The organism is Brevirhabdus pacifica, from assembly GCF_002797755.1.
Classification (GTDB): domain Bacteria; phylum Pseudomonadota; class Alphaproteobacteria; order Rhodobacterales; family Rhodobacteraceae; genus Brevirhabdus; species Brevirhabdus pacifica.
The window spans coordinates 1,203,984-1,230,114 of sequence record NZ_PGFI01000011.1 but is presented as its reverse complement, the minus strand read 5'-3'; the positions used below and the strand labels follow the sequence as shown (position 1 = coordinate 1,230,114).

Genomic DNA, 26,131 nt, shown 5'->3' with positions numbered 1-26,131 from the left:
TTGCTTGTGAAACGATAGCAACAGCATTAACGACGGTCAAAGCAGCGAAAACCGGAAAGGGGACGGCATGGCACACGCGCAACGGTCTATCTGTGTCTATTGCGGCTCGCGCCACGGGGTCCGGCCCGTCTATTCCGAGGTGGCGGGCCAATTGGGCCGCGCCATCGCCGGGGCGGGCTGGCGGCTGGTCTACGGGGCGGGCGATGTCGGCCTGATGGGCGACGTGGCCTGTGCCGCGCAGGGCGCCGGCGGCGAAACCTTCGGCGTGATCCCGGTTCACCTGCTCGACCGCGAGGTCGGCAAGCGCGACCTGTCGTCCTTCATCGTCACCGAGACCATGCACGAGCGCAAGAAGGTCATGTTCATGAACGCCGACGCGGTGGTGGTGCTGCCGGGGGGCGCGGGATCGCTTGACGAGTTCTTCGAGGTTCTGACCTGGCGCCAGCTTGGCCTGCACGACAAACCCATCGTCATCCTGAACACCGATGGTTTCTGGGATCCGCTGATCGCGCTGATGGACCACGTCATCGCCGAGGGGTTCGCCGGCGAGGATCTGAGGGATCTTTACCATGTGGTATCGGATTGCGACGCCGCGCTGGAGATCCTGAACGCCCGGCTGACCGACACCGCCTGATCCTGCAAGGAGACGCCGCCAGTGACAGACGCGCCCCGCCCCGCCCGCCCCGCCAACCGCGCTGAGCCCACACCCGACAGCCGCGCCGCCCCCGAGGCCGCGGCGCTTGGCGGCAATCTTCCCCGGCTGGTCGAGATCATGCGCCGCCTGCGCGACCCGCAGACGGGCTGTCCCTGGGACATCGAACAGGACTTCGCCTCGATCGCGCCCTACACGATCGAGGAAGCCTACGAGGTGGCCGACGCGATCGAGCGGCAGTCCTGGGACGAGCTGCGCGGCGAGCTGGGCGACCTGCTGCTCCAGTCGATCTACCACGCCCAGATGGCCGACGAGGCCGGGCTTTTCGATTTCGAGGATGTCGCGCGCGAGATCGGCGACAAGATGGTCGCCCGCCACCCCCATGTCTTCGGCTCCGACACCACCCCCAAGACGGCCGAGCAGCAGACCGCCGACTGGGAGGCTGTCAAGGCCGCCGAACGCGCCGGCAAGGCCGAGACGCGCACACTTGACGGGGTGGCCCTGGGCCTGCCCGCGCTGCTGCGCGCGCTCAAGCTTCAGAAGCGCGCGGCGCGGGTGGGATTCGACTGGCCCGATACCGGCGGCGTGATGGACAAGATCGTCGAGGAATCGCGCGAGCTTGCCGAGGCAATCGACAGCAAGGACACCGACCATATCGCCGAGGAATACGGCGACCTGCTGTTCGTTATGGCCAACCTTGGCCGGCACCTGGGCCTGGATCCCGAGGCCGCCCTACGGGCCGCCAATGCAAAGTTCGTACGCCGTTTCAATGCGGTAGAAGACCGGCTTCAGCAGCTTGGCAAGCGCCCCGAACAGTCCACCCTCGAGGAGATGGACGCCCTGTGGGATGCGGCGAAACGGGCCGAGCGAGATATATCCGATTAATTCGATCAGGTATTGACCCGACAAAATTTGTAAGGTTTAAGGTCGCCATGACAGGGCAGCCCCGAACGGTGCATGTCCGTCCCGCAAAAGAACACTTGATTGGAGACCCCGATGATGGTCCGCACCCTGCCCTTCGCGGCACTGACCCTTGCCGCCGGCATGACCGCAAACGCCCTTCAGGCGGAAGAGGTCAACGTCTATTCCTACCGTCAGCCCGAGCTGATCCAGCCGCTGCTGGACGGCTTCACCAAGCAGACCGGTATCGACGTCAATGTCGCCTTCCTCAACAAGGGCCTGGTCGAGCGTCTTGAAGCCGAGGGCGCCCGCAGCCCCGCCGACGTGGTCCTGACCGTCGACATCTCGCGCCTGGCCGCCCTGGTCGACGCCGGCGTCACCCAGCCCGTCGAATCCGAGATCCTGGAAAAGAACGTCCCCGCCGAGTTCCGCGACCCCGGCAACCAGTGGTTCGGCCTGACCACCCGCGCCCGGATCGTCTATGCCTCGAAAGAGCGCGTGAAAGAGGGTGAGATCACCACCTACGAGGATCTCGCCGATCCCAAGTGGAAAGGCCGCATCTGCAGCCGCTCGGGCACCCACGCCTACAACGTCGCCCTTTTCGCCGCCGGCATCGAGCACATGGGCGAAGAGAAGGCGCAGGAGTGGATCGAGGGCATCAAGGCCAATCTGGCCCGCAAGCCCCAGGGCAACGACCGCGCACAGGTCAAGGCGATCTGGGCCGGCGAATGCGACATCTCGCTGGGCAACACCTATTACATGGGCAAGATGCTCTCGGACCCCGAGCAGAAAGAATGGGCCGAGGCAGTGCGTCTGGACTTCCCGGTGTTCGAGGGTGGCGGCACCCATGTCAACGTCTCGGGCGTTGCCATGACCAAATCCGCCCCGAACCGCGAGAACGCCCAGAAGCTGATGGAATATCTCGCCTCGCCCGAGGCGCAGAAGATCTACGCAACCGACAATTTCGAATACCCCATCGCCCCCGATACCCAGCCTGACGAGCTGGTCGCCGGATGGGGCACCTTCACCGCCGACGAGGTCAACCTTATGGACCTGGCCCGTCTGCGCCCTGACGCCCTTCGCATCGTCGAACGGGTTGACTTCGACGGCTGACCCCTTCAGCCCCGACGAAGTTGGCGGCGGTCCCTGCCCGGGGCCGCCGTTAGTCGTTTCCGGGGCCGAGAAACCTAATTTTCCGCCTTTTGATTTGCTTTGGCCCCCGTCTTCCGGGCGGTCACCGCCACCTCTTACCGCCTTCCGCCGCCCATGATCGCGGCCACCTGCCGCCCGCCGCGCCGTGCCAGAGGCTGCCGACCTGAACCGGTCACGCCGGTCTTCTGCACGCACGAAAGGATAGTTCCCTCCCATTTCGGAGGGTCGCCTATCCCTATGGGCACTCCGCCTACTCACCCGAACCCCGCTCCCAGTCCCGTCCCTGGTCTAACCTGAGACAGCAGGGTCGACCCGGATCCGCCCTCTGGATCCCGGGACCGGCCTGGCCTGTAGCCCGTGTTTTGATGTGAGTGTTCCGATGTCCCAAGTTGCCAGCCGCCCCGCGCGTCTTCGCCATCCGCCAGACCGGCGCTTTTTCCGCAAGCCCGGTCGCGGACCGCTCGACGTGCACCCGGAAACCTTGCGCGCTGCCGCGCAAGGAATGGGGCCGACCCTGCCTCGCGGTCGCGGGCTGCACCGCGACCGTCTTTCCGCGACCCCCCCGATCCCTGCCGACCTGCGGCTGCTTTCAGCTGTGCCCGCACTTCTGGCACTGCTTGCCCTGCTGCTGGGAGGCGACGCGCCCCTGCTGGTGCTGGGCGGCATCGCGATCCCGCTGCTGAGCGTGCTGACCATGGCGCGCGGCCTGCGGCCCGGCCCCGACCGCGACGGGGATCGCCTCGCGGATCTCTGCTGGTGATCCGGCCGGGCAGGATCCAGGCCCGACAGCCCGCCCCCGGTGGCGGTTCTTCAGGCGCGGGAAAGGGCGGGTGGTGCCGGGTGCAAGGCATCGCCCGTCCCGACGCGGCGCCTGACGCTCGGTCCCGACCCTGCCCTTCGCGGCATCGTCCCGCCCATCCGGCGACCCTGCCTTTCGGCACAGGCTGTGCCATCCCCACCAGTCCCTGCACGACCAGTCCCAGCCACCGTAGTCCCAGTCCCAAAAGGTAGTTTCATGCAAAACAGATCGCGCCCCACGGCCCCGCGCATTCCTGGCAACGACACTGCGAGCCCCCGCACCGGGGCCGGCTCTGTGTCGCGTCTTGCATCCCGCCTTTCCGCTTCCTTCGCGACCCGTACCCGGGCCCCGAGCCGTGCCCCGCGGCGTGCGGGCCGGGTCCTGGGCGCGGCCACGCTGGCGTGGGCGGGGCTGAGCCTTGCGGTGCTGGCCCACGGCGCCTGGCTGGGCGGCGGCGGCATCGACCTGACGGCCGCGTCCAAGCAGACCATCTCGGACAACATCCAGGCGAGGGCGCCCGCCCTTGGCAATGGCGACGTGATCGAGGTGATCGCCGATTTCCCGGTCATCACCGACGGCACGCTGGACGGCCCCGGTGGATATGCGACCATCTACGTTCCCGACGGGTTCGAGGTGGTCGGCGCCTATATCACCGATGTGAACGGCAGCCCCGTCGCCGCCCGCCCCGCCCGCGCCTCGACCGGCAGCGGCGTCTCGCGGGGCTGGGGGCCCAAGGGCCAGTTGATCTTCGACACCACGGCCAACGGCTGGAACCCCTCGTCCAACGACCAGTGCAGCCTGGCGGGCTACACCCCCGCCGACTGCAACGCGGGCCTGGCTTATGTCTATGGCGATACAGGCATTTTCTATTCCACCCGGGCGGACACCGCGATGTTCGCCAACGGCTCGGACACCGCCACGCTTGAGAATGGCTATCTGGTCGATCCCTCGAACGGCACGCCCTGGACCACGGTCGGGGGCACCGGCACGGCGCGGGTCCACAACAAATGGGACGCGGTGCATATCAATGCCTTTGGCGCGGGATCGATCCAGCCCAACGGATTTGCCACCAACGAGGAGACCGCCCTGAACGGCGGGCGCGGCACCACCCCGTTCCGCGCCGGCAGCCCCGTGGCGGGCCCCAACTCGGGCGCCGACTGGGACCGCTATGGCGTGACGGGACCGTGGAACCGCATCTCCTATGACGGGTCGTGCCGTGCGGACGATCCGGCGGTCGTGGGGCCCGAGGGGCCGGCGACCGGCGCAGGCTCGGTCTTTCCCGAAACCACCGACCCGGGCGTCAACTCGGTCGACGTCTGCACCGTGACCGCCGAGGGGTTCGACCTCAACAGCTCTGACCTGACCTCGCTGCCCACCGGGACCAACGCCCTGCGCTTCGCCTTCGGCGGCATTGCCGAGAACGAGATCTTCTATGCCGTGGTGCGCCTGCGCGTCACCGACCTGGACAGCGTCGCGCCAATCAATGCCGAAGGCCATGGCGGCGACTCGGCCGAAGGCGCGTCGGCGGGCAACGACAACCCCTGGCGCTACTGGGTCGCGGGCTCCTCCGCGCTGGCGCCGCCCTCGGCCGAGGATCTGCGCGTCTCGATTTCGATCGTGCAGGTAAACGGCGCGCCCTATACCGGCGGCACCATCCCCCAGGGCGCGACCCTGCGCTACCGCGTGACCTACGGCAACTCGTCCATGCAGGCGCTGAGCAACGTGGCAATCACGGTCGACCTGCCCACCCAGACCACGGGCACGGCCAATTTCGCACCCTCGCGCGGCGAGGATCTCAGCCCGGCGACCGCGCCCACGGGCGGCACCTTCGCCTTCCAGACCCTGCCGACCCTGGCGGGCCTGGCCAGCGGCTCGATGGAGTTCGACGTCACGACCAACGCCGTCAGCGGCGATGTCGTCACCGCCACCACCGACGCCAACAGCACCGAGTCCGGCCCCGCCTTCGACAGCGTCACCACCAACGTGGACGAGGCCCCGGTCGATGCGCTTCCCAGCTGCTCGGGCACGCGCTTCTCGCTCGTGGACTGGTCGACCGACGCGCCGCTGGGCGTCGGCACCTCGAACGTCGTGACCCATGCCGGCGTGCAATCGACGATTACCGTATCCGACAACAGCCAGCCCTTCCGCCCGGCCACCTTCACCACGGCCGCGCCGCTTTATGCCTCGGGCTATGGCGGCGGGTCGGTGGCGCAGGCCGGCTATGTCGACATCACGACCGAATTCGACAGCCCGATGAATGGCATCAGCTTCTATGTCACCAGCCTGGACCTCGACGAGTCCGTCACCGTCTGGGGTGAGCGCGGGACCGAACGCGTCTCGCCGGCCATGGCCGACGGCCCCATCTCGGCGGCGATGCGCCGGGTGGCGCTTCCCGACGGGTCGGTCCTGGGCGAACGCAACAACGCCTTCTCGACCTCGGCGCTGGAGGAGAACTTTGCCGTCCAGGTCGGGTTCAGCCTGCCCATTGACCGGGTGGTGATCCGCCTTTCGACCCGCCAGTTCAATTCGGCCAGCTTTGCCGATAGCGCCCAGATCACCGACATCCAGACCTGCGCGGACTTCACCGACGCGCCCAGCGCCCTGGGCGATGCCTTCCACGGCGTGCTGGAAAGCCAGGGCCTCTACCTCGGAACAACCGTGACCGGCGATGCCGGGCCCGGCAACTCGGCCGACGCCAGTTCCGACACCGACGAAGGGGTCGAGATTCCGGTCCTGACCCAGGGCCTGGCGGCCACCGTCGTGGCCACGGTCTCGGGCTCTGGCTATTTGCAGGGCTGGATCGACTATGATGGCGACGGTGTCTTCGCCGTCGGCACCGCCGAGGAGATTGCCCTTGATCTGCGCGACGACGGCACCGGCAGCGACCTGGCGGCCGAGGATGGCAAGATCGAGGTGGACCTGGTCGTGCCCGGCGACGCCGTGCTCAGCCAGACTTTCGCCCGCTTCCGCTGGTCGACCGAGACCACGATCGCCCCCGCCCAGAACGCCGTCGACGGCGAGGTCGAGGATTACGCGGTCAACATCGCGGCCGCCCCTCTGGTCGACCGGGGCGATGCGCCGGCCAGCTACGGCGATCCCACCCACGTGATCGCCGACGGCGGCGTTGCCGGCACCTACCTGGGCCCCGTCTCGCCCGACCCCGAGGCGGCGCCGCAGCATTCGGCCGACGCCACCGGTGACGATCTGGACGGCAACGACGACGAGGACGGCGTCATCCTTCCCACCCTCTACATCGGCGCCCGGGGCGAGATCACCGTGCTGGTCAACGAGGTCACGGGCGGGTTGGGCCCCGTTGCCTACCTCCAGTCCTGGATCGATTTCGACGGTGACGGCAGCTTTGACGCCGCCGACATGATCACCGCCGACCTCCAGGACGGCAGCGCTGGCGACAAGGACGGGACCGTCAACGGGCAGATCGTCTTCGACGTCGATGTGCCGGCCACGGCAACCGCCCTGCCGACCTTCGCGCGCTTTCGCTGGTCCACCACCGCGGGCGTGGTCGCGATGGCCGTCGACGGCGAGATCGAGGATTACCAGCTTACCTTCTCCAACGACCCGCCGCCCTTGGTCTGCGACGGCACGCTCTACCAGATCGGCGGCAAGAAATCCGCCCTCCAGCGGCTTACCTTCTCGGACAGCGGCAGCGCCTATTCTCTCGGCCTGACCTTCTCTCCCGAGTTCAACAACAAGGTCGAGGCCGGCTGGGGCTTCAACGAGTTGGACGGCTACATCTACGGGGTCCAGTCCAACAACCGGCAGCTGTTCCGCGTCGACGGCGCGGGTGGCTTTACCCTCCTCGGGGCGGTGCCGAACTCGGCCGCGCAGGGCGATGTCGCGGGTGACATCCTGCCCAACGGGATCATGGTCTATCCCAACGGCGACAGCGCCTTCCAGCTCATCGACCTGGCCGATCCCGCCAACCCCTCCGATGCCGGGCAGCTGACACTGAGCCAGCCGGTCACGCCGTTCGACATGGCCTACAATCCGGTCGACGGCAGGATCTACGGCATCGACGACTCCACACGGCGCCTTTTCAGTGCGGATGCAAATAACGGCGTGGCCGGCGCCAGCACCGTCACCTTCATCGGCCCGGCCATCCACGACGGCGCCTACGAATCCGCGTGGTTCGACGAGGACGGGCGCCTCTACCTGTGGGACAATGGCGACGACGGCCTTTACCTGGTCAACACACAGACCGGTCTGAAACAGCTTCTGGTCACCAGCGCCGATGCCTCGGGCAACGACAATGACGGCACCTCCTGCCGCGGGCCCGCGCCGCTTGCGCTGGCCGGCATCGCGGGCAACGTCTTCACCGACACCAACGCCTCCGACATCAAGGACGGGGCGGAAACCAACCTCGGCGGTGGCATCGCCATCGATGTCTACGACGACGAAGGCACGCCCAACGACCCGTCGGACGACCTGCTGGTGGCATCGACCGAGACCCTCTCCGACGGCACCTATGCTTTTGACGGGCTCGCGGCCCATGCCTCCTACCGCATCCAACTGGACGAGGCCGACGCGGACCTGCCCGCATCGGCGACGATCGGCACCTCGAACCCGCTGGTCGGGGTGGCGGCGACCCAGAACGGCTTCACCCCGGACCAGGATTTCGGTTTCGACCCCCAAGGCAGCGACCTGGAGATCACCAAGATCGCCTATCAGGCGGGCACCACCACCCCCGTTACCCAGGTGGCCGAGGGCGACGTGATCGATTGGGTGGTCTCGGTCTCCAACAGCGGGCCCGGCTCCCCCTCCAATGTCCGCGTGATCGAGCAGCTTCCCGACGGCTTTGCCTATATCTCGGACTCGGCACCCGCGACGGGGGATTTCTACGACCGCTCGACCGGCCTGTGGTTCGTGGACGAGATCCTGTCGGGCCAGACCGAAACCCTGACCATCCGCGCCCGCGCCCTTGGCAGCGGCACCTACACCAACGAGGCCGAGATCGTCGCAAGCTCGCTTCCCGATTTCGACAGCGATTTCAACGCGGGCTTCCTGGTCGACGACCTGGGCGACGGCATCGCCGACGATGACGAGGCGCGCTATGTGCTGAACGCGGCCGTCTCGGCCCGGACCATTTCGGGGCAGCTCTTCGTCGACACCGGCGTGGGTGGAGGGACGGCCCACGATGCCCTGCGCAACGGGGACGAGGTGGGCGGCGCCCAGGGGGTCCTGTCGATCCTGGACGACGCCGGCACGCTGCTGGCGCGCCCCGAACTCGACGGTGCGGGCAACTGGTCCTATGGGCTGGCGGGCGACTATGCCGGCACCATTACCCTCAGCGTCGCGCCCGACGAGGGGTGGCTGACCGTATCGGAGGCCAGCGCCAGCCATCCCGGCGTTACCAATGCCGATCCCCACGACGGCAGCTTCACCTTCACCCCCACCGCCGAGACCGATCATCCCGGCCTGGATTTCGGCCTTGCCCCCAAGCCCGAGCTGACCCAGGACCAGACCATGTCGGTCGAGCCTGGCCAGGTGATCGGCCTGCCCCACCTCTACAAGGCCGGATCGGCAGGCGAGGTCAGCTTCAGCTTCACCAACTTGGTACAGAAGCCCGACGCCTCCTACTCGGTCGGCCTGTTCACCGATGCCGATTGCGATGGTGCGCCCGAAAGCGCCATCACGGCACCGGTCGCCGTCACCGCCGGGCAGGAGCTGTGCCTTGTCTCGCGCGTCTCGGTCGGTGGCGGCGTCGGCCCTGGGGCGAGCTTCACCTACGACCTGGTCGCGGACACAAGCTACAGCGACACCACCGTCACCTACAGCAGCCTCAACTCCGACCGGGTCGAGACGGGGGACGGGCGCGGTCAGCTCAGCCTGCGCAAATATGTCCGCAACGAGACCCAGGGCACGCCCGAGGGCACCTCGAACGAGGGCGCGGTGGGCGACATCCTGGAGTACAGGATCGAGCTTTCGAACCCCTCCAGCTCATCGGCGACCGATGTCGTCATCTATGACCGGACGCCCTCCTACACCGCGCTTGCCGAACCCATTCCCAGCCCCGTGACCCTGGACGGAACCCTGTCCTGCACGGTGGGCGCGCCCACCAGCAACGTGGCGGGCTACTCGGGATCGCTGCGCTGGGATTGCAGTGGAAGCTATCCACCCGGATCCGTCGGGTCGGTGAGTTTCCGCGTGCAGATCAGCCCCTGACCCGGGGGATGATCCAACGGGATCGGGTGTGAAGTCGGACCTGGCGGCCGGGACTCCGCCGACACCGCCACACCCGTTGTTCAGGCCCGTCCCGTGTATTGGGGCGGGCCTGTTCTTTTTGCGTGAAGGGGCGTTTTGCGGTGATGCCGCCTGACCCGTGCCGGACCGTGCGGCGCGTGCGCCTTTGTGACGAGATGGCCGAGCGGCGATCCAGGGCCCCCTACCCTTTCCAAGCAATCGGACGGCCACCGAGAAGTAGGTGCAGGCGTCCGGAGGGTGCACGAACTCTTCTCTGATGACGCTGGTGTCCTAGGATCCGAAACGCGCGGCCCACCCTTCGCGCGATCCGACCGGACGACAGCACCTCTAGATACCCAGCATCGTGCCGCCCCCCTTGGACAGCGCCCCGAGATAAGGCAGCTTATTCCACCGATCTCTCCCCGCCTTAGGGACTGATCCTGACGGCGCCCGCCCCCCGATCCAACCTCGAAGACCCGCCAGCCCAGCGGGTGCGGACGCGGCTGTCGCTCTCATCATTCCAAGTTCCACTTGGCTCCGCCAGTGACACCAGAGGGCACGCTCTTGGAGTCTTGGACCCGCGCCCTCCCTTCGCTGGGGGGCTGGCCACGGCCTCGCGCCCGGCGGCCTTAGGCTCACACGGCGCAGCCCCCGGTCCTGACGACCTGCCATGAAATGCCAACCACAAGCCGACGGAAAAAAACGCGCCCCGAGGGGCGCGTTCCAGGTGTCTCCGGTCCGGCTGGCGGGGGTCAGCCCCCCAGGAAGTTATCCAGTCGGTCCCAGAGCGAGCTGTCCAGCTTCAGCCGGATCCTGACATAGGCGCCGTCCTGGTAGAGCGACGGCGCGTTCGGTGCCCGGTCTCGCGTGGCGTTGTAGCCGACCGAGAGCATCGTGCCCTCGCCCACCACAAATCCCAGCTCGGCCCCCAGGCCAAAGGTCGAGAAGTCCTGGTCGTCCCAGATGCGGAAGGCGTTGACCGTGGCCTCCAGCTTCTCGGGCAGGATGTCGAAACTGGCGCCGGCCTGGGCCAGTTGCATCAGGCCCACGGCCTCGACGCTGTTCGCGCTGCCCGGCAGTTCCAGCTCGGAGTAGCGGCCGGCGTATTTGCCGTTCAGGCGCAGGTTGCGGTTCACCTCCCAGGTGCCGGCCAGCGACCACAGGTGCTGTTCGCTGCGCTGGCCGTTTTCCTCCAGCTGATGCTCGTACCAGCCCAGGAACTCGAAACGCGGATCCTCGATCGGGCGGTAGGCCGCGCCGAAGCGCAGGCGGTGGCGCAGGCTGTCGGTATCGCCGCGCTGATCGGCGGCAAGCCGGCTGCGGCCCAGCAGCGTCCAGTCGGGGGTGAGCCGTCCGGCGACGCCCAGGCTGGCGAAGAAGGTGCGGCCATCCTCCTCGAAGGTCTGGTCGATGTCGGCGTCCATGATCCAGGCGCCGTCCGCGGCCTCCCACTTGCCGCCGATGGCAAGGCTTGTCAGCCGCTCGGCCGCGTCGCTCAGGGGCTCGGTATGCTCAAGCGAGTAGCTCAGGCTCAGCTGCTCGGTCAGCTGAGTCGTGCCGTTGAACCCCTGCACGAAACGGGCCTGGCCCGCGCCACCGCCCGATGCCTCGAGCGAGGATCGGCCGCGCAGCCAGGGCCGCAGGGTGTATTCCACATCCAGGCGGCTGTTGGTGACCTCGGGGCCGCGATCGTCCCGGGCGAAGGCCAGCTCGGTCGAGCCCTTCACCAGGAAGCCGTCGCGCACCCGGTATTCCGCGCCCAGTCGCAGCAGGCCGGTGCCGTGGCCCAGGAAAGGCTGTTCCAGGTCGGCCTTGAGCGTGAGGTCCGGGGCGAATTCCGGTGTCCAGTCGCCGCCCACGGTCAGGGCAAGATCGGTGGCGTCGCCATCGGCCTTGAGATCATGGTCAAAGCGCAGGCCGCTGCGCAGGCTCAGGTTGTCCGAGACCTTGCGCTCACCCGAGATCGCGCCGTCCAGCATCTCGGTCCCGGCCACCCGGTCGGCGACCCAGCTGGAGGACAGCTTCAGGCGCATCTGCTCGGTCAGGGCCGCATCGAATTCCAGCCGCACCTTGTCGGTGCCGCGCTGTGCGCTGGAGCCGGTGGGTGCGAAATTGGCATCCGTGTGGGTCGCCTCGATCTTCAGCGCGGCGCGATCGCCCTTCTTCTCGAAGGAAAGGCGCGCGGCGTTGCCGGCATCTCCCTCGGGGTTCACCGCCTGGGCCAGCTCGAACTGAAGCATGCCATTGCGGGTGAAGGCGGTCTCGATGAAGACGGCATAGACCGCTTCGCGCTCGGCCGTGCCCCGGGGGGCGTCGGAACGGATGACCCGGGCCCCCGCGCTGGCATTCTCGCCAAGCTGCACCCGCGCCTCGGCCCCGTAAAGCCAGTAGCGGCGGTCGGTGCCGGTCTCGAGCTGATAGGCGAAGCGGACCGAGACGGGGTTGCCGTCCTCATCGGTCTGGGGCACGGGGCGGTCGAAAATGACCGTGTCCAGGAAATAGTCCAGGACGTAATCCGACAGGCGGTCCAGACGCTCTTCGCTGAGGATCTCGCCGCTGTCCTTGTCGCGCACCAGCAGATCGACCCGGTCCGAGCCTTCGCGGAAATCGGTCAGGTCGATGTCATAGGGCCCCGAGATGCCGCGCCCGGCAAATTCCACGACCCGGTTCTTCTGCCCGGTGCGGGCGGCGAAGACGGTGATCTGGACGTGCTCGTCCTGCCAATGGGCCTTGGCGCCGGTGGTGACGGTCTGATAGCCGCCCAGGCGGAAGGCATCGGACTCGGGCTGCACGGTGATGTCGCCGTAAAGGAAGTAGCTGCCCCCCCGCTCGACCTTGATGAAGAGGTTGGTTGAGGATTGGGCGTCGAAGCCGCGCTCGGAATTGTCGCCGTAGACGGGATAGTATTCGTCGGCGCGGATATCGCGGAACAGCCGGTCGCTGGTGTCGCGGTCGCTGGTGTAGCGCAAGGTCAGCAGCGCGTCGCCCCGGATCCGGCCCTTGAGGTAAAGCTCCCCCCGCAGGCCGGTGGCCGTGTCCTCGAAGGCGCTCAGCCGGTCGGTCTCGATCAGGTCGGCCGAGCCGTTCAGGGCGACCGCCCCCTCCAGCACGCCGACCAGAACCCGCTCCGTCAGGTCAGGCAGGAAAGTGATCCGCGCCTCGGCCTTGCCGAAGCCACCGCGTACCGAGATCACGTCCTCGCCCGAGGCCTGGGGCGCCAGCAGGCCGAATGTCGCCTCGCCATTGTCGATGAAGGCCTGCACGCCGATCTGCTGGGGGCGGATGTCCGTGACATCCCAGCGGCCCAGCCGCGCCGACAGGGTGACGGTGCCCGAGGCCTGGACCGGCACACCGTCGCGGTCGAGGATCCGCACCACAACGGGCACGACGGTGCCGGGGGTCGCGGGGGCCTCGGCGGGCGCCACGATCTCGATCCGCTCGGGCTCTCCGGGGGCGGTGATGGTGACGGTTTCGCGGGCACGGTCGTTGCCGAAAGGTCCCTTGCCCACCATCTCCAGCGTGTTCTGCCCGGGCTTGAGCTTGATGGCGACGTATTCCATCGCCTGCACATTGCCGCCGGCCCAGGACGTCCGCTCGCCGATGCGCGAGCCGGGCTGCTCGACCCCGTTGACCATCAGGCGGATGGCCAGATCGGCCGGGCCTTTCAGGCGCACGGTGATGGTTTGGCGGCGCACGCTGTCGCCGTCGCGCAGATCCATGAACGCGAAATCGGCGTTCAGGGTCTTGATGATCGCATCCAGGGTCTGACGCTCTGCCTGTGCTTCCGAAACCTTGCGCTGCAACTCGCCCCGGGTCGAGGCGCGGTCGTCGGAGGCGGCCTCGCCAGCACCGTAGATCTGGCTCTGGGTGGCCAGGCCCGCCTCGTCGCGGACGCTGCGGCTGTCGCTGCGGGCGGCGTCGATGGGCAGGTCGGACAGGATGGCGTTGTTGGCGCTGCGCCCGTCCAGGAAGGCGACCTTGCGGTCCGCGATGCTGGAAAGGACCTCGGGCGTGCAGCCTTCAAGGGGGAAATGCTCGGCCCGCAGTTCGCCGCGCTTCATGGCGACCATGCGCGAGCCTGCGCGGCCCATGTCGGCGGCGCGTTGCACTGTGGGGCGCGCCCCTTCGGGCAGGGTGCGGTCCTGAAGCGCCAGCACGTGGGAGACGGGCCGCAGACCGAAGAGCGAGTAGCGCCCGCGTTCGTCGGTAACGACGCTCAGCCCCTCCTGGGTCAGGATCTGGACACCGGGAACGCCCGGCTCGCTGCGGTCGTCGCGGATGCCGTTGGCATTGCAATCCATGAAGACCGAGCCGATCACTGTTCCCTCGCGGGAGAAGACGCCGCCGCGATCGTCCAGCACGACCGAGGCTTCGGCCACGGCCGAGCTGCGCTGCTCGCCGGTGCCGGCCTGGTTGCCGTAGAGGATGGCGGCATTGTCGTGGCGGCCCTGGCGCGCGGTGGCGGCAAAGCGCAGCACGTAGGTCAGCTCACGGGATTCCAGCGGACCGATGTCGCCCAGCTCGAAAATGTGGTCCATCCCCTCGTCGACGGCGGGATCGTCGTGCATCTCGCCATCGACGCGGACGGTGCCGGCGACAAGCTGGGTGCCTTGCGGGAACCGGTCCATGATCTCGGCCCCGACCAGGGCCTGGTTCATGTTGTTCTGGGCGCGGATGGTATAGCTGACCAGCTCACCGCTGCCGATGCGGGTCTTGTCGGCGGATTTCTCAAGGGCCAGGGGCACGCCGTAATAGGGGTCGAGCGGCAGGTCGATCAGCTCCACATGGCCGCCGGCGTGCTGGAACTCCTCGCCGTAGGAGGCGCGGGTGTCGGCGTTGCGCTGATAGCCGCTGAAGCTGGGGCGCACGGAAGGAAAGCTGTACTCGGCGGGCGGCTCGGCCTCGATCCGGTAGCTGCCGGCCGAGACATCGCCCAGCGCGAAGTAGCCGCGGGCATCGCTGAGCGCGGTCGCGACGCGGTTGCCCAGCGCATCGACAAGGTTCACGCGCACATCGGCGACCGGGTTGTTGGTGATGCTGTCGAAGGCGAAGCTGCCGGGACGGACCGAGAGGGTCGTGGTGACGGTGGTGCCGTCGCAGCTGGCGGTCGCGGTCAGCGTGTCGCCCTCGGCGCTGGCCAGGACACCGTCCTGGGCGACGGGATTGTTCATGAAGGCCACCGGCAGCCGGGCCGAGCGGAAGGTCGCGGTGTTGTCGCCCGTCTCGCGGCCGGAAATCGTTTCCATGTCGCCGGTGATGCGGCTGGAAACGTCGATCTGAACCGTGTCTTCGCTGTCGGTGGTGTTGCACGCACCTGCCACCAGTTCCAGCATCGTGTCGGCATCGAGGTCACCGATCGCGGCGGCCTGGCCATTGGCCGGGTCGATGAAGGTCAGGCGCGCGGCCGCATCGACCTGGCGGCGGTGAACGATCTCGTTGGACAGAATGCGGGTGGGACCGCTGTCGGTGGGAATGAAGGTTTCGGCGGTGTTGCGCACGGTGACGGTGCCCATCTCGACCGGCACGAAGACCGAGAAGAAGATATCGGTCGAGCGGCCGACGGGATAGCCCTCGGGGCTGAACCACGCCAGGGCGTCGACATCGGCCGGATCGCCCGGCGCGGTCGAGGAGTAGCTCTGCTCGCCCTCACCGCGGATGTGGTAGAGCGGCTGAAGCTGCCCGCTGGAACCGACCGAGCGGAAGACGGTGTTGAGCGGGATCTCGTCGCGAACGATGACCCCCTCGGCGGCGGCGCCGTCGATCGAAAGGGCGTTGCCCGCAATCTCGGAATAGCCGGCGACCTCGCCCTCGGAATTGTTGCGCAGCTCCAGCATGTAGGTCAGCGTGTCGCCGTCCTCGGACTGGGACCAGGTGGCGGATTTCGCCAGCTCCAGCGTCGCGCTCATGATGATGACCTGGCCGGTGGCGGACTCGCTGCTGCTGACCTCAAGGACCTGGTTCTCGGTCCAGGCCTCGACGAAGAGGACGGATGTGGCGGCGTCGTCAAGCTGGGCATCGCTGGAGACGTGGAAGGAATAGATCAGGTAGACGGACTCGCCCATCGGAATGTCGATGGTGCTGTCCATGCTGAGGGCGGTTTCGTTGCCGTCGATCCGGCCGTTGGCGTTCTCGTCCCAGTAAAGGGTCGCCTGGTCGAAAAGATTGTCCTCGCCGGAGATGTCCATGTAGGGCGAGACCGTCAGGTCGACATTGCCGGTGTTGCGGATCTCGAACATGTGCTCGCCGTAGGCGCCCCGGGACAGGCGCAGGTCGGAGTTTCCAAGAACCTCGACCGCCGGCACTTCGTCGATGATGACCTCGACCGTGTTGGTGTCGACGACTTCCACCAGGCCAAGCCGGTCGTTGAAGTAGCTGACAGAGGCGGTGCTGTAGATGGATCCCGCGGGCGCAGGAGCGGCTTGGAGAAGCGGGCTCATCATCATGAGCAGGATCAGGGAAGCGGAAAGAAGAGCGCGACACAAGACCTTGACCTGGGAACGGCGGGCGGGACAACGCATTGGAATAAACCTAGATTACCATGGGACCAGTTACTGCACTTGGGGGTGGCGCACCCGGCGGACCGGGTGCGCCGATCGGTTTATTGGTCGACCTTCACGGTGAACTCGAGCTTGGCGAATTCGCCCGGAATGACCGTGTTGTGCGAGCTGTCGATCGTGGTGCCCGTCGCCGTGTAGGAGCTGTTGGGCGCTGCGGGATAAGTGGTCGGGCTACAGGCCCCGCCGCAGTTGTGGATCAAGGTGTACGCCGGTGCCACGTCGCTGATCTTGACGTTGCTGGCGTTGCTCGTACCGGTGTTCTCGGCCTCGATCAGGTAGCGGACACACTGGCCCGGGTTGACGTCCTGGCGCACCTTCGTCCAGGTCCCGACCGTGCCGTCGCAAAGCGGATCGACATACTGGTACTTGGTCAGGGTGACATCGCCCGAGATGATGGTGATCCGGTCCTCGACCGCGTTGTTGGCGGTGTCGGAGTCGGCCTCGGCATCGGCGCCGTTGAGCGAGGTGTCGAGGCTGACGGTGCCGATCTCGGTAACGCCAGGAGTGGCGGTCGAGGGGGTCTGCACCCGGTAGATCAGCGAGACGCTGTCACCTGCGGCAAGGCCGTTGACACCCACGCCCAGACCGTCGGTCAGGTCGTCGAAGTTGTCGATGACCAGTTCGCTCGCGTCGATCACACCGTTGCCGTTGGCATCGTAGTAGATCGCACCCGAGAAGTTGGTCAGGCCGGTCTGCAGGATGTCACCTTCGGTGATGGCGATGTTCGAGTTGTTGGTCACGGTGTGGACCATGTCGACGATACCGCCGGGCGAGGCCTGGGTTGCCTGGTCGGCCACGATTTCGACGTCGATGACCTTGTTGACGGTCACCTGGTTGACGATGCGGTCCGACTGGCCGGAGACGGCCGAGAGAACCTTGATGTCGACCAGCGTGTCACCGGGAGGGGTGCCCTCGGGCGGCGTCACGTAGACGTAGAAGTCCTTGTTGCCACCGGAGGGAATGGTCCCGGTGTTGGTCACGACCGTGCCGTCGGCAAGGCGGAACTCGACCGTCCAGCCATCGGGCAGCGCCTGGGCCAGCGACAGGTTGTAGCTGTCGGAGGTGGGGCCGCCGTTCTCGACGTTCATGACGAAGGAGGTGGTCTGACCCGGATCGGTGGTCTTGGTGATCCAGGGGTTGCCGCCATCGGTCGGCGCGGCGCCATCGCCTTCGGAACCCACGACCTTGTTCTCAAGGTCGACCGCGGCGGCAAGCACCTGACCCGTGAACTCGGCGGTGGAGCTGTCGCTCAGCCCGCTGCCTTCAGAGGTGGTGGTCACGTTGGCGGTGTATTCCGAGGTCGGAACCGGGGTCACATCCGTCGGCAGGGTGGCCAGCAGGATCACCTTGACCGAGTCGTTGGTCGCCAGCGGCCCGACCGATCCCACGACCGGCGTGATGCCGTCCGACTGGACCATGCGGAACGAGGTTCCGGCGGGGAAGTCGACGTTGGACACGTCCAGGGTGAAGCTGTCGGTCTCGTTCGACAGGTTGGTGATGACGAACTCGAACGGGATCGTCGCGCCCTGGTAGGCATCGGTTTGGTTGTTGACCACGTCGTTGGACAGCCCGTCCTGGTCATTCGCCGAGGCGATGGCCGTGTTCGGGGAACCGTCCGGGTTGGTGGCGGTGTCCGAGATCTCGACGTTGTAGTTGGCATCAACCACGATCGAAGCCGTGTTCGACGGGGCCGAGGCCGTGCCGTCGATCGACTGGGTCGCGGTGTTGGGGATGATCCCGGCGGGAACGGCGTCGTTGATCGTGGCCGTGAAGGTAACGCTGCCGCTGCGGCCCGAGGGCACGCTGCTGAGGGTAAAGCCGACGGTCTGTCCGCTTTCCGTCCAGGCGATGGTGTCGCCGCTGCCGTTGGAGGCATCGACGCCGTTGCCGTTGGTCTCGTCCAGGGTACCGGCGGCGTCCGACCATACGGCGGTGTTGGGATCGTAGGTCAGATAGTTGTTCAGAATATCCTGAACCGCATAGTTGTTGGCCGCTGCGAGACCGGTGCTGGAGTAGGTCAGCTTGATGACAACCGTGTCACCGGCATCAACCAGGTTGTCGTTGCCCGGGCCGCTGGTGGGATCGACGGTCATCGACTTGACCAGTTCCATGATCGCGGCGTTCGAGATGGTCAGCGTGTCGGTGTTGGTGTCGACGATGGTGCCGTCGAGGTTCGAGACCGAGGTGACGGTGATGCTGTCCGAACCGGTGCCGTCCGAGGGGGCGGTCGCTTCGATGATGAAGCCGAACTGCTCGCCGGGGGCCAGGGTCGGGGTGCTGGTGATGGGCGTCGCGGAATCGGCCACGCCATCCATGTCGGCATCCGGGTAGAAGACCAGCGACGCGGTATCGAGCGTGCCGGAATTGTCCTCGGTCGCGGAGAGGGCGAAGAAGTCCGGCCCGTTACCGTCGTTGGTCACGATATGCGGCAGGAAGGCCTTGCCGCCCGGCGCGATGGACTCGGTGTTGTCCGAGGTCAGCGTGACACCGGCGACCTGCTGGACGACCGTCTCGACCTTGTTCGAGGTCACGGTGATCTCGTCACCGGCGTTGTTGGTGTAGGTGGCAACAGCCTGGTTGCCGATGACCGAGCCCGCCTCGGGGGCGGCAGCATAGGCTGCGGCGCCAAGGACGGAGAGTACGGCCACTGCGCTGCATCCGCGCAGATAGAGCGAGTTGAATCTCACTGGTAAATACCTTTTGTTTGGGAGTTGGAGGGAGGGGTTGTCTCAACCCGTCAGAGGACAGGCGCCCTCAGTTGACGATCACGCGATAGGTGTTCATCGCCTTGTCGCCGCTGGGAATCGCGTCTTGCAGACTCCAGCGGACAGCCTCGATCGCCGATGCGGGCACCGGTTCCAGGCTTTCGCTTCCATCCTCCGCGATCACCTTGCGGAAGGCGGGCAGCGAGGACCATTCCAGCCCGGGCATCTCGGGTTCAAGTTCGGCCTGGATCTCGAAATTGGCGGGGATGGAACTGGACTCGGACCCGACGCTGAGTGTCACGCCCTGGGGCACCGGCGCCACGATCACCACGTCCGAAAGGTCGGTCTCGGCGACGTTCTCGTGGCTGATGATGTAATGGATGGTTTCGCCGGGACGCACCTTGTTGCGCTCGACCAGGATTTCTTCACCCGCATCGTCCTTTTCGACGACGCGATACTCGAACAGACTGGTAAGATCCTGGGCCTGGACCTGGGGCGCGAGCAGGACAAGGAAGGCTGCCGCCCCCCAACCCGCACGCTGCATTTTGAGATTATGGAACATTGAGAACTCCTCCGGCAGCAGCGCTCCGTCACCGATACCGACTTGATGGTTACACTTGCGCCCGCACCGCCGAAGCGGGACACGAACGATGGAACCAGTCTGGACGGAGTGGGTCCCCAAACCATTCCCCCGGAAGGTTAGGCGACGGACCATATCGGTCGCCCGCTACCCGAAAGGATTGGACGGCCGCTCTCTTTTGATCTGGAAGCTCTCAAACCGGGTGGGGCGCTCCGACCAAGCGGTTAGGGGCGCACGTCGGATGCCGGGGCGTGATCGGGGCCGGATTGTGACCCGTGCGGGGCAACCGCACCCTCAAGCGGGGCCGCACCCCGGTCGACGGGCCGGATTCGCGCCGAATCAAGCGCGACATCCGGGCGGACGACACCTTGGAAAGATCGGGGGAAAGGCAAAACCCTCAAGATCCAGGCCAAAGACTGGGTCAAGGATTGGCCGGGGCCGAAAGCATCGTACTTGTGCCAGGACAGGGACCGGCTCAAGCGGTGGGCTTCATCCGCAGGCACAGATCGAGCATTCGCGCCGAAAAGCCCCATTCGTTGTCGTACCAGCCGAAGAACCGGCAATGATCGGGCCCCCGGATCAGCTCGGGCCCGGCAAGGATCAGGGACTCGGGCCGCGCGCGCAGATCGCTCGATACCAGCGGCCGGTCGGTCCAGCCAAGGACCCGAGAGGCCGCGCACAATTCCCGCAGAGCGCCGGCGATCCCTTCGGTCGGCCGCTCCAGCCGCAGGGTCATGTCCACAGCAGAGACGCTGGCGACCGGGACCCGCACGGCGCTGCCGGTCACCCGGCCCGCCAGGTGGGGCAGAACCTTCTCGATCTGGTGGGTGGCGCTGGTGGTGGTGGGCACCATCGACAGGGCGGCGGCGCGGCTGCGGGCCAGGTCGCCGCGCGGCGCGTCGACCGTGGGCTGGCTACCGGTATAGCAGTGAATGGTGTTCATGTGCCCGCCCCGCACCCCCCATTCGCGATCCAGAAGCGCCAGCAGGGGCGCCACCGCGTTGGTGGTGCAGGATGCGGCCGAAACCAGCTCCTGTGCGCCAAGTTCGTGGTCATTCGCGCCGGGCACGATCGTCACCTGCGCCGCCTCGGACGGGCCAGAGATCAGGACGCGCCGGGCGCCCGCGACGATACCACGCCGGGCCATGCCCGTGCTGTCGGCCTTGCCGGTGCAGTCCAGCACCACGTCCACCCCGCTCAGGTCCAGCAGGGTCAGGTCGGGCTGCCGATGGAAGGGAATGACCCGCCGCCCGGCCCCGCCCCGACCCGAACAATCCAGCACCAGCCCCCCCTCGACCGTGTCGACACCGCAAGGGGCCGGTCCGAAGACGCTGTCGAACTCGAACAGGTAGGCGCAGGTCTCCAGCGGGGCGACATCGTTGATGAGAACCACGTCGATCGGCAGATCGGTCCGGCTGGACACAAGCTGGCGCAGGATGGTCCGCCCGATCCGGCCGAAACCATTGATGACGACGCGAATTCTGTCCATTGCGACCTTCCTGACTGCACGCGGGTCCCCTCGGGCCCCTTTTCCATAGGCGAGGCGCGGGGCAATGACCAGCCGCGCCCGGGGGCATACCCCGCGTTCCGCCACCCCCGCCCATAGCGCGACATCCTGGCGTGTTCAATTTTTTTGAAATCCGGTTTCAAATATCCTATGGTCGGATAAACCCCGGCGATATCGGGGGTTTGGATTTTTCATCGCGGGTCCGTCATCCGGGCCCGCCCCACCAGGGGGACCACCCGCCATGGCCAACGAGCATACACGCGACGCCGCCCGGCCCCGGGGCCGCCCCAAGGCGTTCAACGACGCCACCCCCCAGAACACCATCAAGTCGCTGGACCGCGCCCTGCATGTCCTGGCCGAGCTTGCGCGGATGGAAAACGCCACCCTGACCGGGCTGGCGCAGGAACTGTCGGAAAGCCCGGCCACCGTCTACCGGGTGCTGACCACCTTCCAGGGGCACGGCATCGTCGACATCGACGAGGCGGCGCAGACATGGCACGTGGGACCCAACGCCTTTCTCATCGGCTCGGGCTTCCTGCGCCGGACCAGCCTGATCGAACGGTCGCGCCCCGTGCTGCGCAAGTTGATGGAGGCCACCGGCGAGACCGCGAACCTGGGCATCGAGAACGATGGCGAGGTGCTCTTCGTCAGCCAGGTCGAGACCCATGCCTCGATCCGCGCCTTCTTTCCGCCGGGGACCAAGTCGCCGGCCCATGCCTCGGGGATCGGCAAGGCGCTGCTGGCGCATTTCCCCAAGGATCGGCTGGACCGGGTTCTGAGCCGCGAGTTGCAGGGGTTCACCCCCCACACGCTGACCCGTCCCGAGGCGCTTCTGAGCGATCTGGAGGCGATCCGCGCCCGCGGCTATTCCGTCGACAACGAAGAGCGCAACGAGGGCATGCGCTGCATCGCGGCCCCGATCCGCAACACCTACGGCGAGACGATCGCGGGGATCTCGGTCTCGGGCCCGACCAGCCGGGTCGGTCCCGACCAGGTCGAGGCGCTGGCGCTGAGCGTGCGCGAGGCGGCCGAGGAAGTCTCGGCCTCGCTGGGTGCCAAGGCCAGCCTGCCCACCGCCGGCAAGGCGGGCTGAGCGGGGACCCTCGCGGCGCGAAATCCGCGCGCCCCCTGTTGCGGTTTCCGCCCGTCCGGGACAGGGTCCCACTGGCGGGCCGCCGCGCCCAATGATGCCCCCGCCCTGCCCCGACCCGCCCGATGGAGGCCCCCTTGCCGCCCTTCCGCTTCATCCACAGCTCGGACCTGCACCTTGGCAAGCGGTTCGGCACCCTGCCCGAGGCCATCCGCGGCCAGGCGAGCGAGGCACGCCACAACGCGCTGCACGCCCTGGCCCGGGCGGCGCGGGATCACGAGGCCGGTCACATACTGGTGGCAGGCGACGTCTTCGACACCGAAACCCCGACCGAACAGGTCTGGCGCCAGGCCCTGACCGCCATGGCCGGCGCCGAGGGCATCGACTGGTGGCTGTTGCCGGGCAACCACGACAGCCTGGCGGCCGAAAGCCTCTGGCAGCGGGTCGCGGCCCAGGCCCCGGCCAATGTCCACGTGCTGACCGAGGCCGCGCCGCTGGAGATCGCGCCGGGCGTCATGCTGCTGCCCGCCCCGCTCAGCCGCAAGTTCCCGGGCCGCGACCTGACCGACTACATGCCGGCCGCCGCGACGCCCGCTGGCGCCCTTCGGATCGGCCTGGCCCATGGCGCGATCCAGGGCTTTGACGAGGATGGGGTGCGCGCCGAAGAGATCATTCCCCCCGACCGGGCGCAGAGTGCCGGGCTCGATTACCTGGCGCTGGGCGACTGGCACGGGCAGATGCGGATCGGGGCGCGGACCTGGTTCTCGGGCGCGCCCGAGCGAGACGGGTTCCGCCACGCCGGGCGCGGCGCCTGCCTTGCGGTAACGCTGGACGGCCCCGGCGCCGAGCCGGTGGTCGACGGCGTGCCCACCGGCACGCTGCACTGGGCCGAGGCGCCCTTGCCGCTGCTGCCGGGTCAGGATGCGGCCCAAGCGCTGCAAGCCCTGCTGCCCCCCGCCGCCGAGCGTCGCCAAACCCTTCTGCGCATCCGCGCCACCGGCCGCGCCAGCCTGCCCGAGCAGGCCGCCTTGCACCGGGCGGCCGAAGACGCCGCGCCCGAATTCGGCTTTTTCGAGCTGCTGGCGGCAGGTCTGGCCACCGAGTATGACGAGGCCGACCTCAGCGCCGTCATCCAGGGTGGTGCCCTTCAGGCCGCCGCCGAGGAACTGGGGCGTCCGCTGGCCGACGAAACCGCCCCCGAGGAAGACCGCCGCCTGGCGGGCGCCGCCCTGAACAGGCTCTACGCCTATCTGCAGGAGGATGCGTCTTGAGGCTGATCTCCATCCGGCTTGAGGATATCCGCCGCTTCTCCTCGCCGGTGCGGGTCGACGGGTTGCAGCCGGGGCTGAACGTGCTTTGCGCGCCCAACGAAAGCGGCAAATCCACCCTGTTCGATGCGCTCCAGGCCTGTTTCTTTCAGCTCTACCGCTCCAAGGGGGCCGCGATCGCGGCGCTGACGCCCCATGCCGGCGGCGCCCCCAGCGTCACGGTTGAGGTCGAGACCCCGGAAGGCCGGTTCGAGATCTTCAAGCGGTGGCTGAAAAAGCCCGTGGCCGAGATCCGCAGCGGCGGCCGAGTCATCGCCAAGGCCGACGAGGCCGAAGCGTGGATCGCGGCCCTGCACCATGGCGGAGGCGGCGGGGCCGATGCGGGTCCGGCGGGCCTTCTGTGGGTGCGGCAGGGCGCGACCGAACTGGATCAGAACATCCGCAACGCCCAAAGCGCCGAACTGGCCCGCCGCGACCTGCTGGACCCCATCGCCGCCGAGGTGGACATGGTCACCAGTGGCCGCCGCCTCGACCGGGTGTTGCAGCGATGCGAAGAGGATCTGGCCCGCTATCACAGCGGCACCGGCCGCCCCAAGGCCGGCGGGCCGCTGGCGCTGGCCATGGCCGAGGTCGAGGAGCTGGAGGCCAGGCACGCGGATCTGACCCGCCGCTCGACCCTGCTGCGCGACGACCTGGAAGCCCGGCGGCGGATCAAGAAGGACCTGGCCGAACTCCTGGGCGCCGAGGCCCAGGCCGAACGCAAGAACCTTCTTGAGCGCGCCGAGGCCGAATTTCAGGCAGCAGAGCTGCACGCCGGCAAGTTGGAGCGGGCAAGGGACGCGGTGGGTCTGGCGGCCATGAAATGCGACCAGGTGGCTGACCGCCAGCGGACCTTGGTCCAGGCCCGGCAGGAACTGGATCAGGCCGCCCGCGCCGCCAGCGAGAGCGCCGTGGCACTGGAAGGGCTGCGCCAGGAGAGCGAAGCTGCTGATGCCACACTCCAGGCCGCCCGCACGGCCGACCAAGCCGCCGAAGAGGCCGCCCGCGTCGCCGCCGCACAGGTGCAACGCGCCATGCGGGCCGAGGCCGCTGCCGCACAATCCCAACGCCGCGCAGACCTGCTGGCCAGCCTCGCCCGCGCCGAAAAGCTGACGCCCCGGATCGAGGCCGCGACCCGCGCCGCCGCCACGGGCCCCGACGCCAAGGCCCTGCGGCGGCTGGAGGCCGAGGCCGACCGCCTGACCCACCTGCGCCGCAGCTTCGAGGGGGCGGCGCCCGCCATCACCATGGAACATGCGCCGGGGGTGCGGGACGCGGTGCGCCTTGACGGCACCCCCCTGCGGGAGGGGCGCGCGACCCCGATCCCGGGCGGTGCCGTGCTGGACCTTGAAGGACTCGGCCGGCTGACGATCACCCCCGGACAGGGCCAGGACGACGGCAGCGCCCTGCGCCAGGCCGAGGCTGCCTTTGCCCGGGCGCTGGCCGAGCTGGGCCATGCCGACATGGCAGGTGCCGCCAAGGCCGCCGCCGACCGCGAGCGCGCGGCGGCCGACCTGTCAGAGCTGCGCCTGGAACTTGCCGCCGAGGCGCCCCGGGGCCTCGACGCGCAGCGCGCGGAAATCGCCGCCCTGCCGGCCCCTGAGGAGGCGGCGCAGGACGGCGACGACCCCGCCGATGTCGCCCGCGCCCAGCAGGAGGCCGAGATAGCCGCCCAAGCCCGCACCAAGGCCGCCCAGGCGCTGGAAGCCGCCCGCGCCGCCGCCGGGATGCGCCGTGAGGCCCGCATCAAGGCCGAGGCCGCCGCCGAAGGGGCCGCCGCCCGGCTGGCCCGCGCCAGGGCCGAAGTGCTGCGCGCCCTGCCTCCGGACACGGACAGCAGAGAGGGCGGCGAGGCGGCCGCCGGGGAGGACGAAGACGCCGTGAATGACCGCGTCGCCCGGGCCGAAGGCGCGCTGGCATCGCGCCTCACGGGTCTGGTGGCCGAGAGGGACCGCCTGCAACAGGCCCATGACGCCCTGAAACAGGACGCCCCTGACCTTGAGGCCGCGCGGATCACCCTGACCCGCGCCCGCTCGGTCTGCGAGGGGGCGGAGCGGGATATCGCCGCCAAGCGCACGGCGCAGGCCGCCCTCGACAGCACCATCGACCTGCGGTCGGGCGAAGGGGTGGAGGAGGACCTGGCCGATGTGGCCGAGCGCCTTGAGGCGGCCCGCACCGACCTGGAGCATATCCGCTTCGAGGTGGCGATGCTGACCCGGCTGCGCGACGCGCTGCGCCAGGCCCGGGCCGATGCCCGCGACCGGACGATGGCCCCGGTGCTGAAGGAACTGCGCCCGCTGCTGCGGCTGCTCTGGCCCGATGCCGAAATCCATTTCGACGACCGCATCCTGCCCACCCACCTGAGCCGCAACGGCCAGCAGGAAGAAATCGACCTGCTGTCGGGGGGCACACGCGAACAGATCGCCTTCCTGGTGCGGCTGGCCTTCGCGCGGCTGCTGGCGGGCTCGGGGAGGCACGCGCCGGTCATCCTGGATGACGCGCTGATCTTCACCGATGACGACCGGATCGAGGCGATGTTCGACGCCCTTCACCGGCAGGCCGGCGACATCCAGATCCTGGTGCTCAGCTGCCGTCAGCGGGCCTTCCGCGCCCTGGGCGGCACCAGCCTGACGATCGAACCCGACGGCGGCGGGTCGGGGCCGGCGTAGGCCCCGCCCCGCCCC

Annotated in this window: 12 protein-coding genes; 8 read left to right on the top strand and 4 right to left on the bottom strand. The window is 68.0% G+C overall.

Translation table 11 applies throughout. The features are described 5' to 3' along the window. Positions 1-67 precede the first annotated feature (67 nt). The 5 genes from CLV77_RS05900 to CLV77_RS05880 all read left to right on the top strand — a co-directional run bounded on the left by CLV77_RS05900 (position 68) and on the right by CLV77_RS05880 (position 9,683). On the top strand, positions 68-634 hold the full coding sequence (locus CLV77_RS05900) for an LOG family protein (protein WP_076978840.1): 567 nt from the start codon (positions 68-70) through the stop codon (positions 632-634). Positions 635-760: 126 nt separating this feature from the next. After that, positions 761-1,537, top strand: coding sequence for a nucleoside triphosphate pyrophosphohydrolase (mazG, locus tag CLV77_RS05895; protein WP_076980941.1), 777 nt, complete (start codon positions 761-763; stop codon positions 1,535-1,537). 114 nt (positions 1,538-1,651) lie between these two features. Then, positions 1,652-2,665, top strand: a complete 1,014-nt coding sequence (locus CLV77_RS05890; protein ID WP_076980942.1) for a Fe(3+) ABC transporter substrate-binding protein — start codon at positions 1,652-1,654, stop codon at positions 2,663-2,665. Between the two features lie 418 nt (positions 2,666-3,083). After that, complete coding sequence (locus tag CLV77_RS05885) at positions 3,084-3,464, top strand: hypothetical protein (RefSeq protein ID WP_143815099.1); 381 nt, start codon at positions 3,084-3,086, stop codon at positions 3,462-3,464. A 255-nt stretch (positions 3,465-3,719) separates the two neighbouring features. Next, complete coding sequence (locus CLV77_RS05880; protein ID WP_100053044.1) at positions 3,720-9,683, top strand: DUF11 domain-containing protein; 5,964 nt, start codon at positions 3,720-3,722, stop codon at positions 9,681-9,683. A gap of 770 nt (positions 9,684-10,453) precedes the next feature. On the opposite strand, the gene CLV77_RS05875 is transcribed toward CLV77_RS05880, so the two are convergent. From CLV77_RS05875 to CLV77_RS05860, 4 genes are all read right to left on the bottom strand, one after another. Continuing rightward, entirely contained in the window at positions 10,454-16,138 is a 5,685-nt protein-coding gene (locus tag CLV77_RS05875; protein WP_158086696.1) for a DUF11 domain-containing protein, read from the bottom strand. Positions 16,139-16,299: 161 nt separating this feature from the next. Further along, the gene (locus CLV77_RS05870) at positions 16,300-18,906 is read right to left on the bottom strand and encodes a COG1470 family protein (protein WP_233128015.1); all 2,607 of its coding nucleotides are present in this window, start codon (positions 18,904-18,906) and stop codon (positions 16,300-16,302) included. A 106-nt stretch (positions 18,907-19,012) separates the two neighbouring features. Beyond that, entirely contained in the window at positions 19,013-19,525 is a 513-nt protein-coding gene (locus tag CLV77_RS05865) for a hypothetical protein (RefSeq protein WP_076978845.1), read from the bottom strand. 493 nt (positions 19,526-20,018) lie between these two features. After that, positions 20,019-21,032 (bottom strand): type I glyceraldehyde-3-phosphate dehydrogenase, encoded by a 1,014-nt coding sequence (locus CLV77_RS05860; RefSeq protein ID WP_083707662.1) that lies wholly within the window; start codon positions 21,030-21,032, stop codon positions 20,019-20,021. Between the two features lie 259 nt (positions 21,033-21,291). Between CLV77_RS05860 and bhcR the strand changes: the two genes are divergently transcribed. From bhcR to CLV77_RS05845, 3 genes are all read left to right on the top strand, one after another. Next, positions 21,292-22,143 carry an HTH-type transcriptional regulator BhcR gene (gene bhcR, locus CLV77_RS05855; RefSeq protein ID WP_076978846.1) on the top strand — a complete coding sequence of 284 codons (852 nt, stop codon included), beginning with the start codon at positions 21,292-21,294 and terminating at the stop codon, positions 22,141-22,143. 122 nt (positions 22,144-22,265) lie between these two features. Next, a complete protein-coding gene (locus CLV77_RS05850; RefSeq protein ID WP_076978847.1) occupies positions 22,266-23,411 on the top strand; it encodes a metallophosphoesterase family protein in 1,146 nt (381 codons plus the stop codon). Continuing rightward, the gene (locus CLV77_RS05845) at positions 23,408-26,116 is read left to right on the top strand and encodes an AAA family ATPase (RefSeq protein WP_076978848.1); all 2,709 of its coding nucleotides are present in this window, start codon (positions 23,408-23,410) and stop codon (positions 26,114-26,116) included. Before CLV77_RS05850 ends, CLV77_RS05845 begins: the two co-directional genes overlap by 4 nt. Positions 26,117-26,131: the final 15 nt, after the last annotated feature.

What these genes read in the sequence shown, in the direction of transcription:
- CLV77_RS05860 (WP_083707662.1), bottom strand. Translation starts at nt 21,032, where the DNA reads ATGGACAGAATTCGCGTCGTCATCAATGGTTTCGGCCGGATCGGGCGG.
- CLV77_RS05875 (WP_158086696.1), bottom strand. Translation starts at nt 16,138, where the DNA reads ATGAGCCCGCTTCTCCAAGCCGCTCCTGCGCCCGCGGGATCCATCTAC.
- CLV77_RS05900 (WP_076978840.1), top strand. Translation starts at nt 68, where the DNA reads ATGGCACACGCGCAACGGTCTATCTGTGTCTATTGCGGCTCGCGCCAC.
- CLV77_RS05880 (WP_100053044.1), top strand. Translation starts at nt 3,720, where the DNA reads ATGCAAAACAGATCGCGCCCCACGGCCCCGCGCATTCCTGGCAACGAC.
- bhcR (WP_076978846.1), top strand. Translation starts at nt 21,292, where the DNA reads ATGGCCAACGAGCATACACGCGACGCCGCCCGGCCCCGGGGCCGCCCC.
- CLV77_RS05890 (WP_076980942.1), top strand. Translation starts at nt 1,652, where the DNA reads ATGGTCCGCACCCTGCCCTTCGCGGCACTGACCCTTGCCGCCGGCATG.
- CLV77_RS05885 (WP_143815099.1), top strand. Translation starts at nt 3,084, where the DNA reads ATGTCCCAAGTTGCCAGCCGCCCCGCGCGTCTTCGCCATCCGCCAGAC.
- CLV77_RS05850 (WP_076978847.1), top strand. Translation starts at nt 22,266, where the DNA reads ATGGAGGCCCCCTTGCCGCCCTTCCGCTTCATCCACAGCTCGGACCTG.
- CLV77_RS05865 (WP_076978845.1), bottom strand. Translation starts at nt 19,525, where the DNA reads ATGTTCCATAATCTCAAAATGCAGCGTGCGGGTTGGGGGGCGGCAGCC.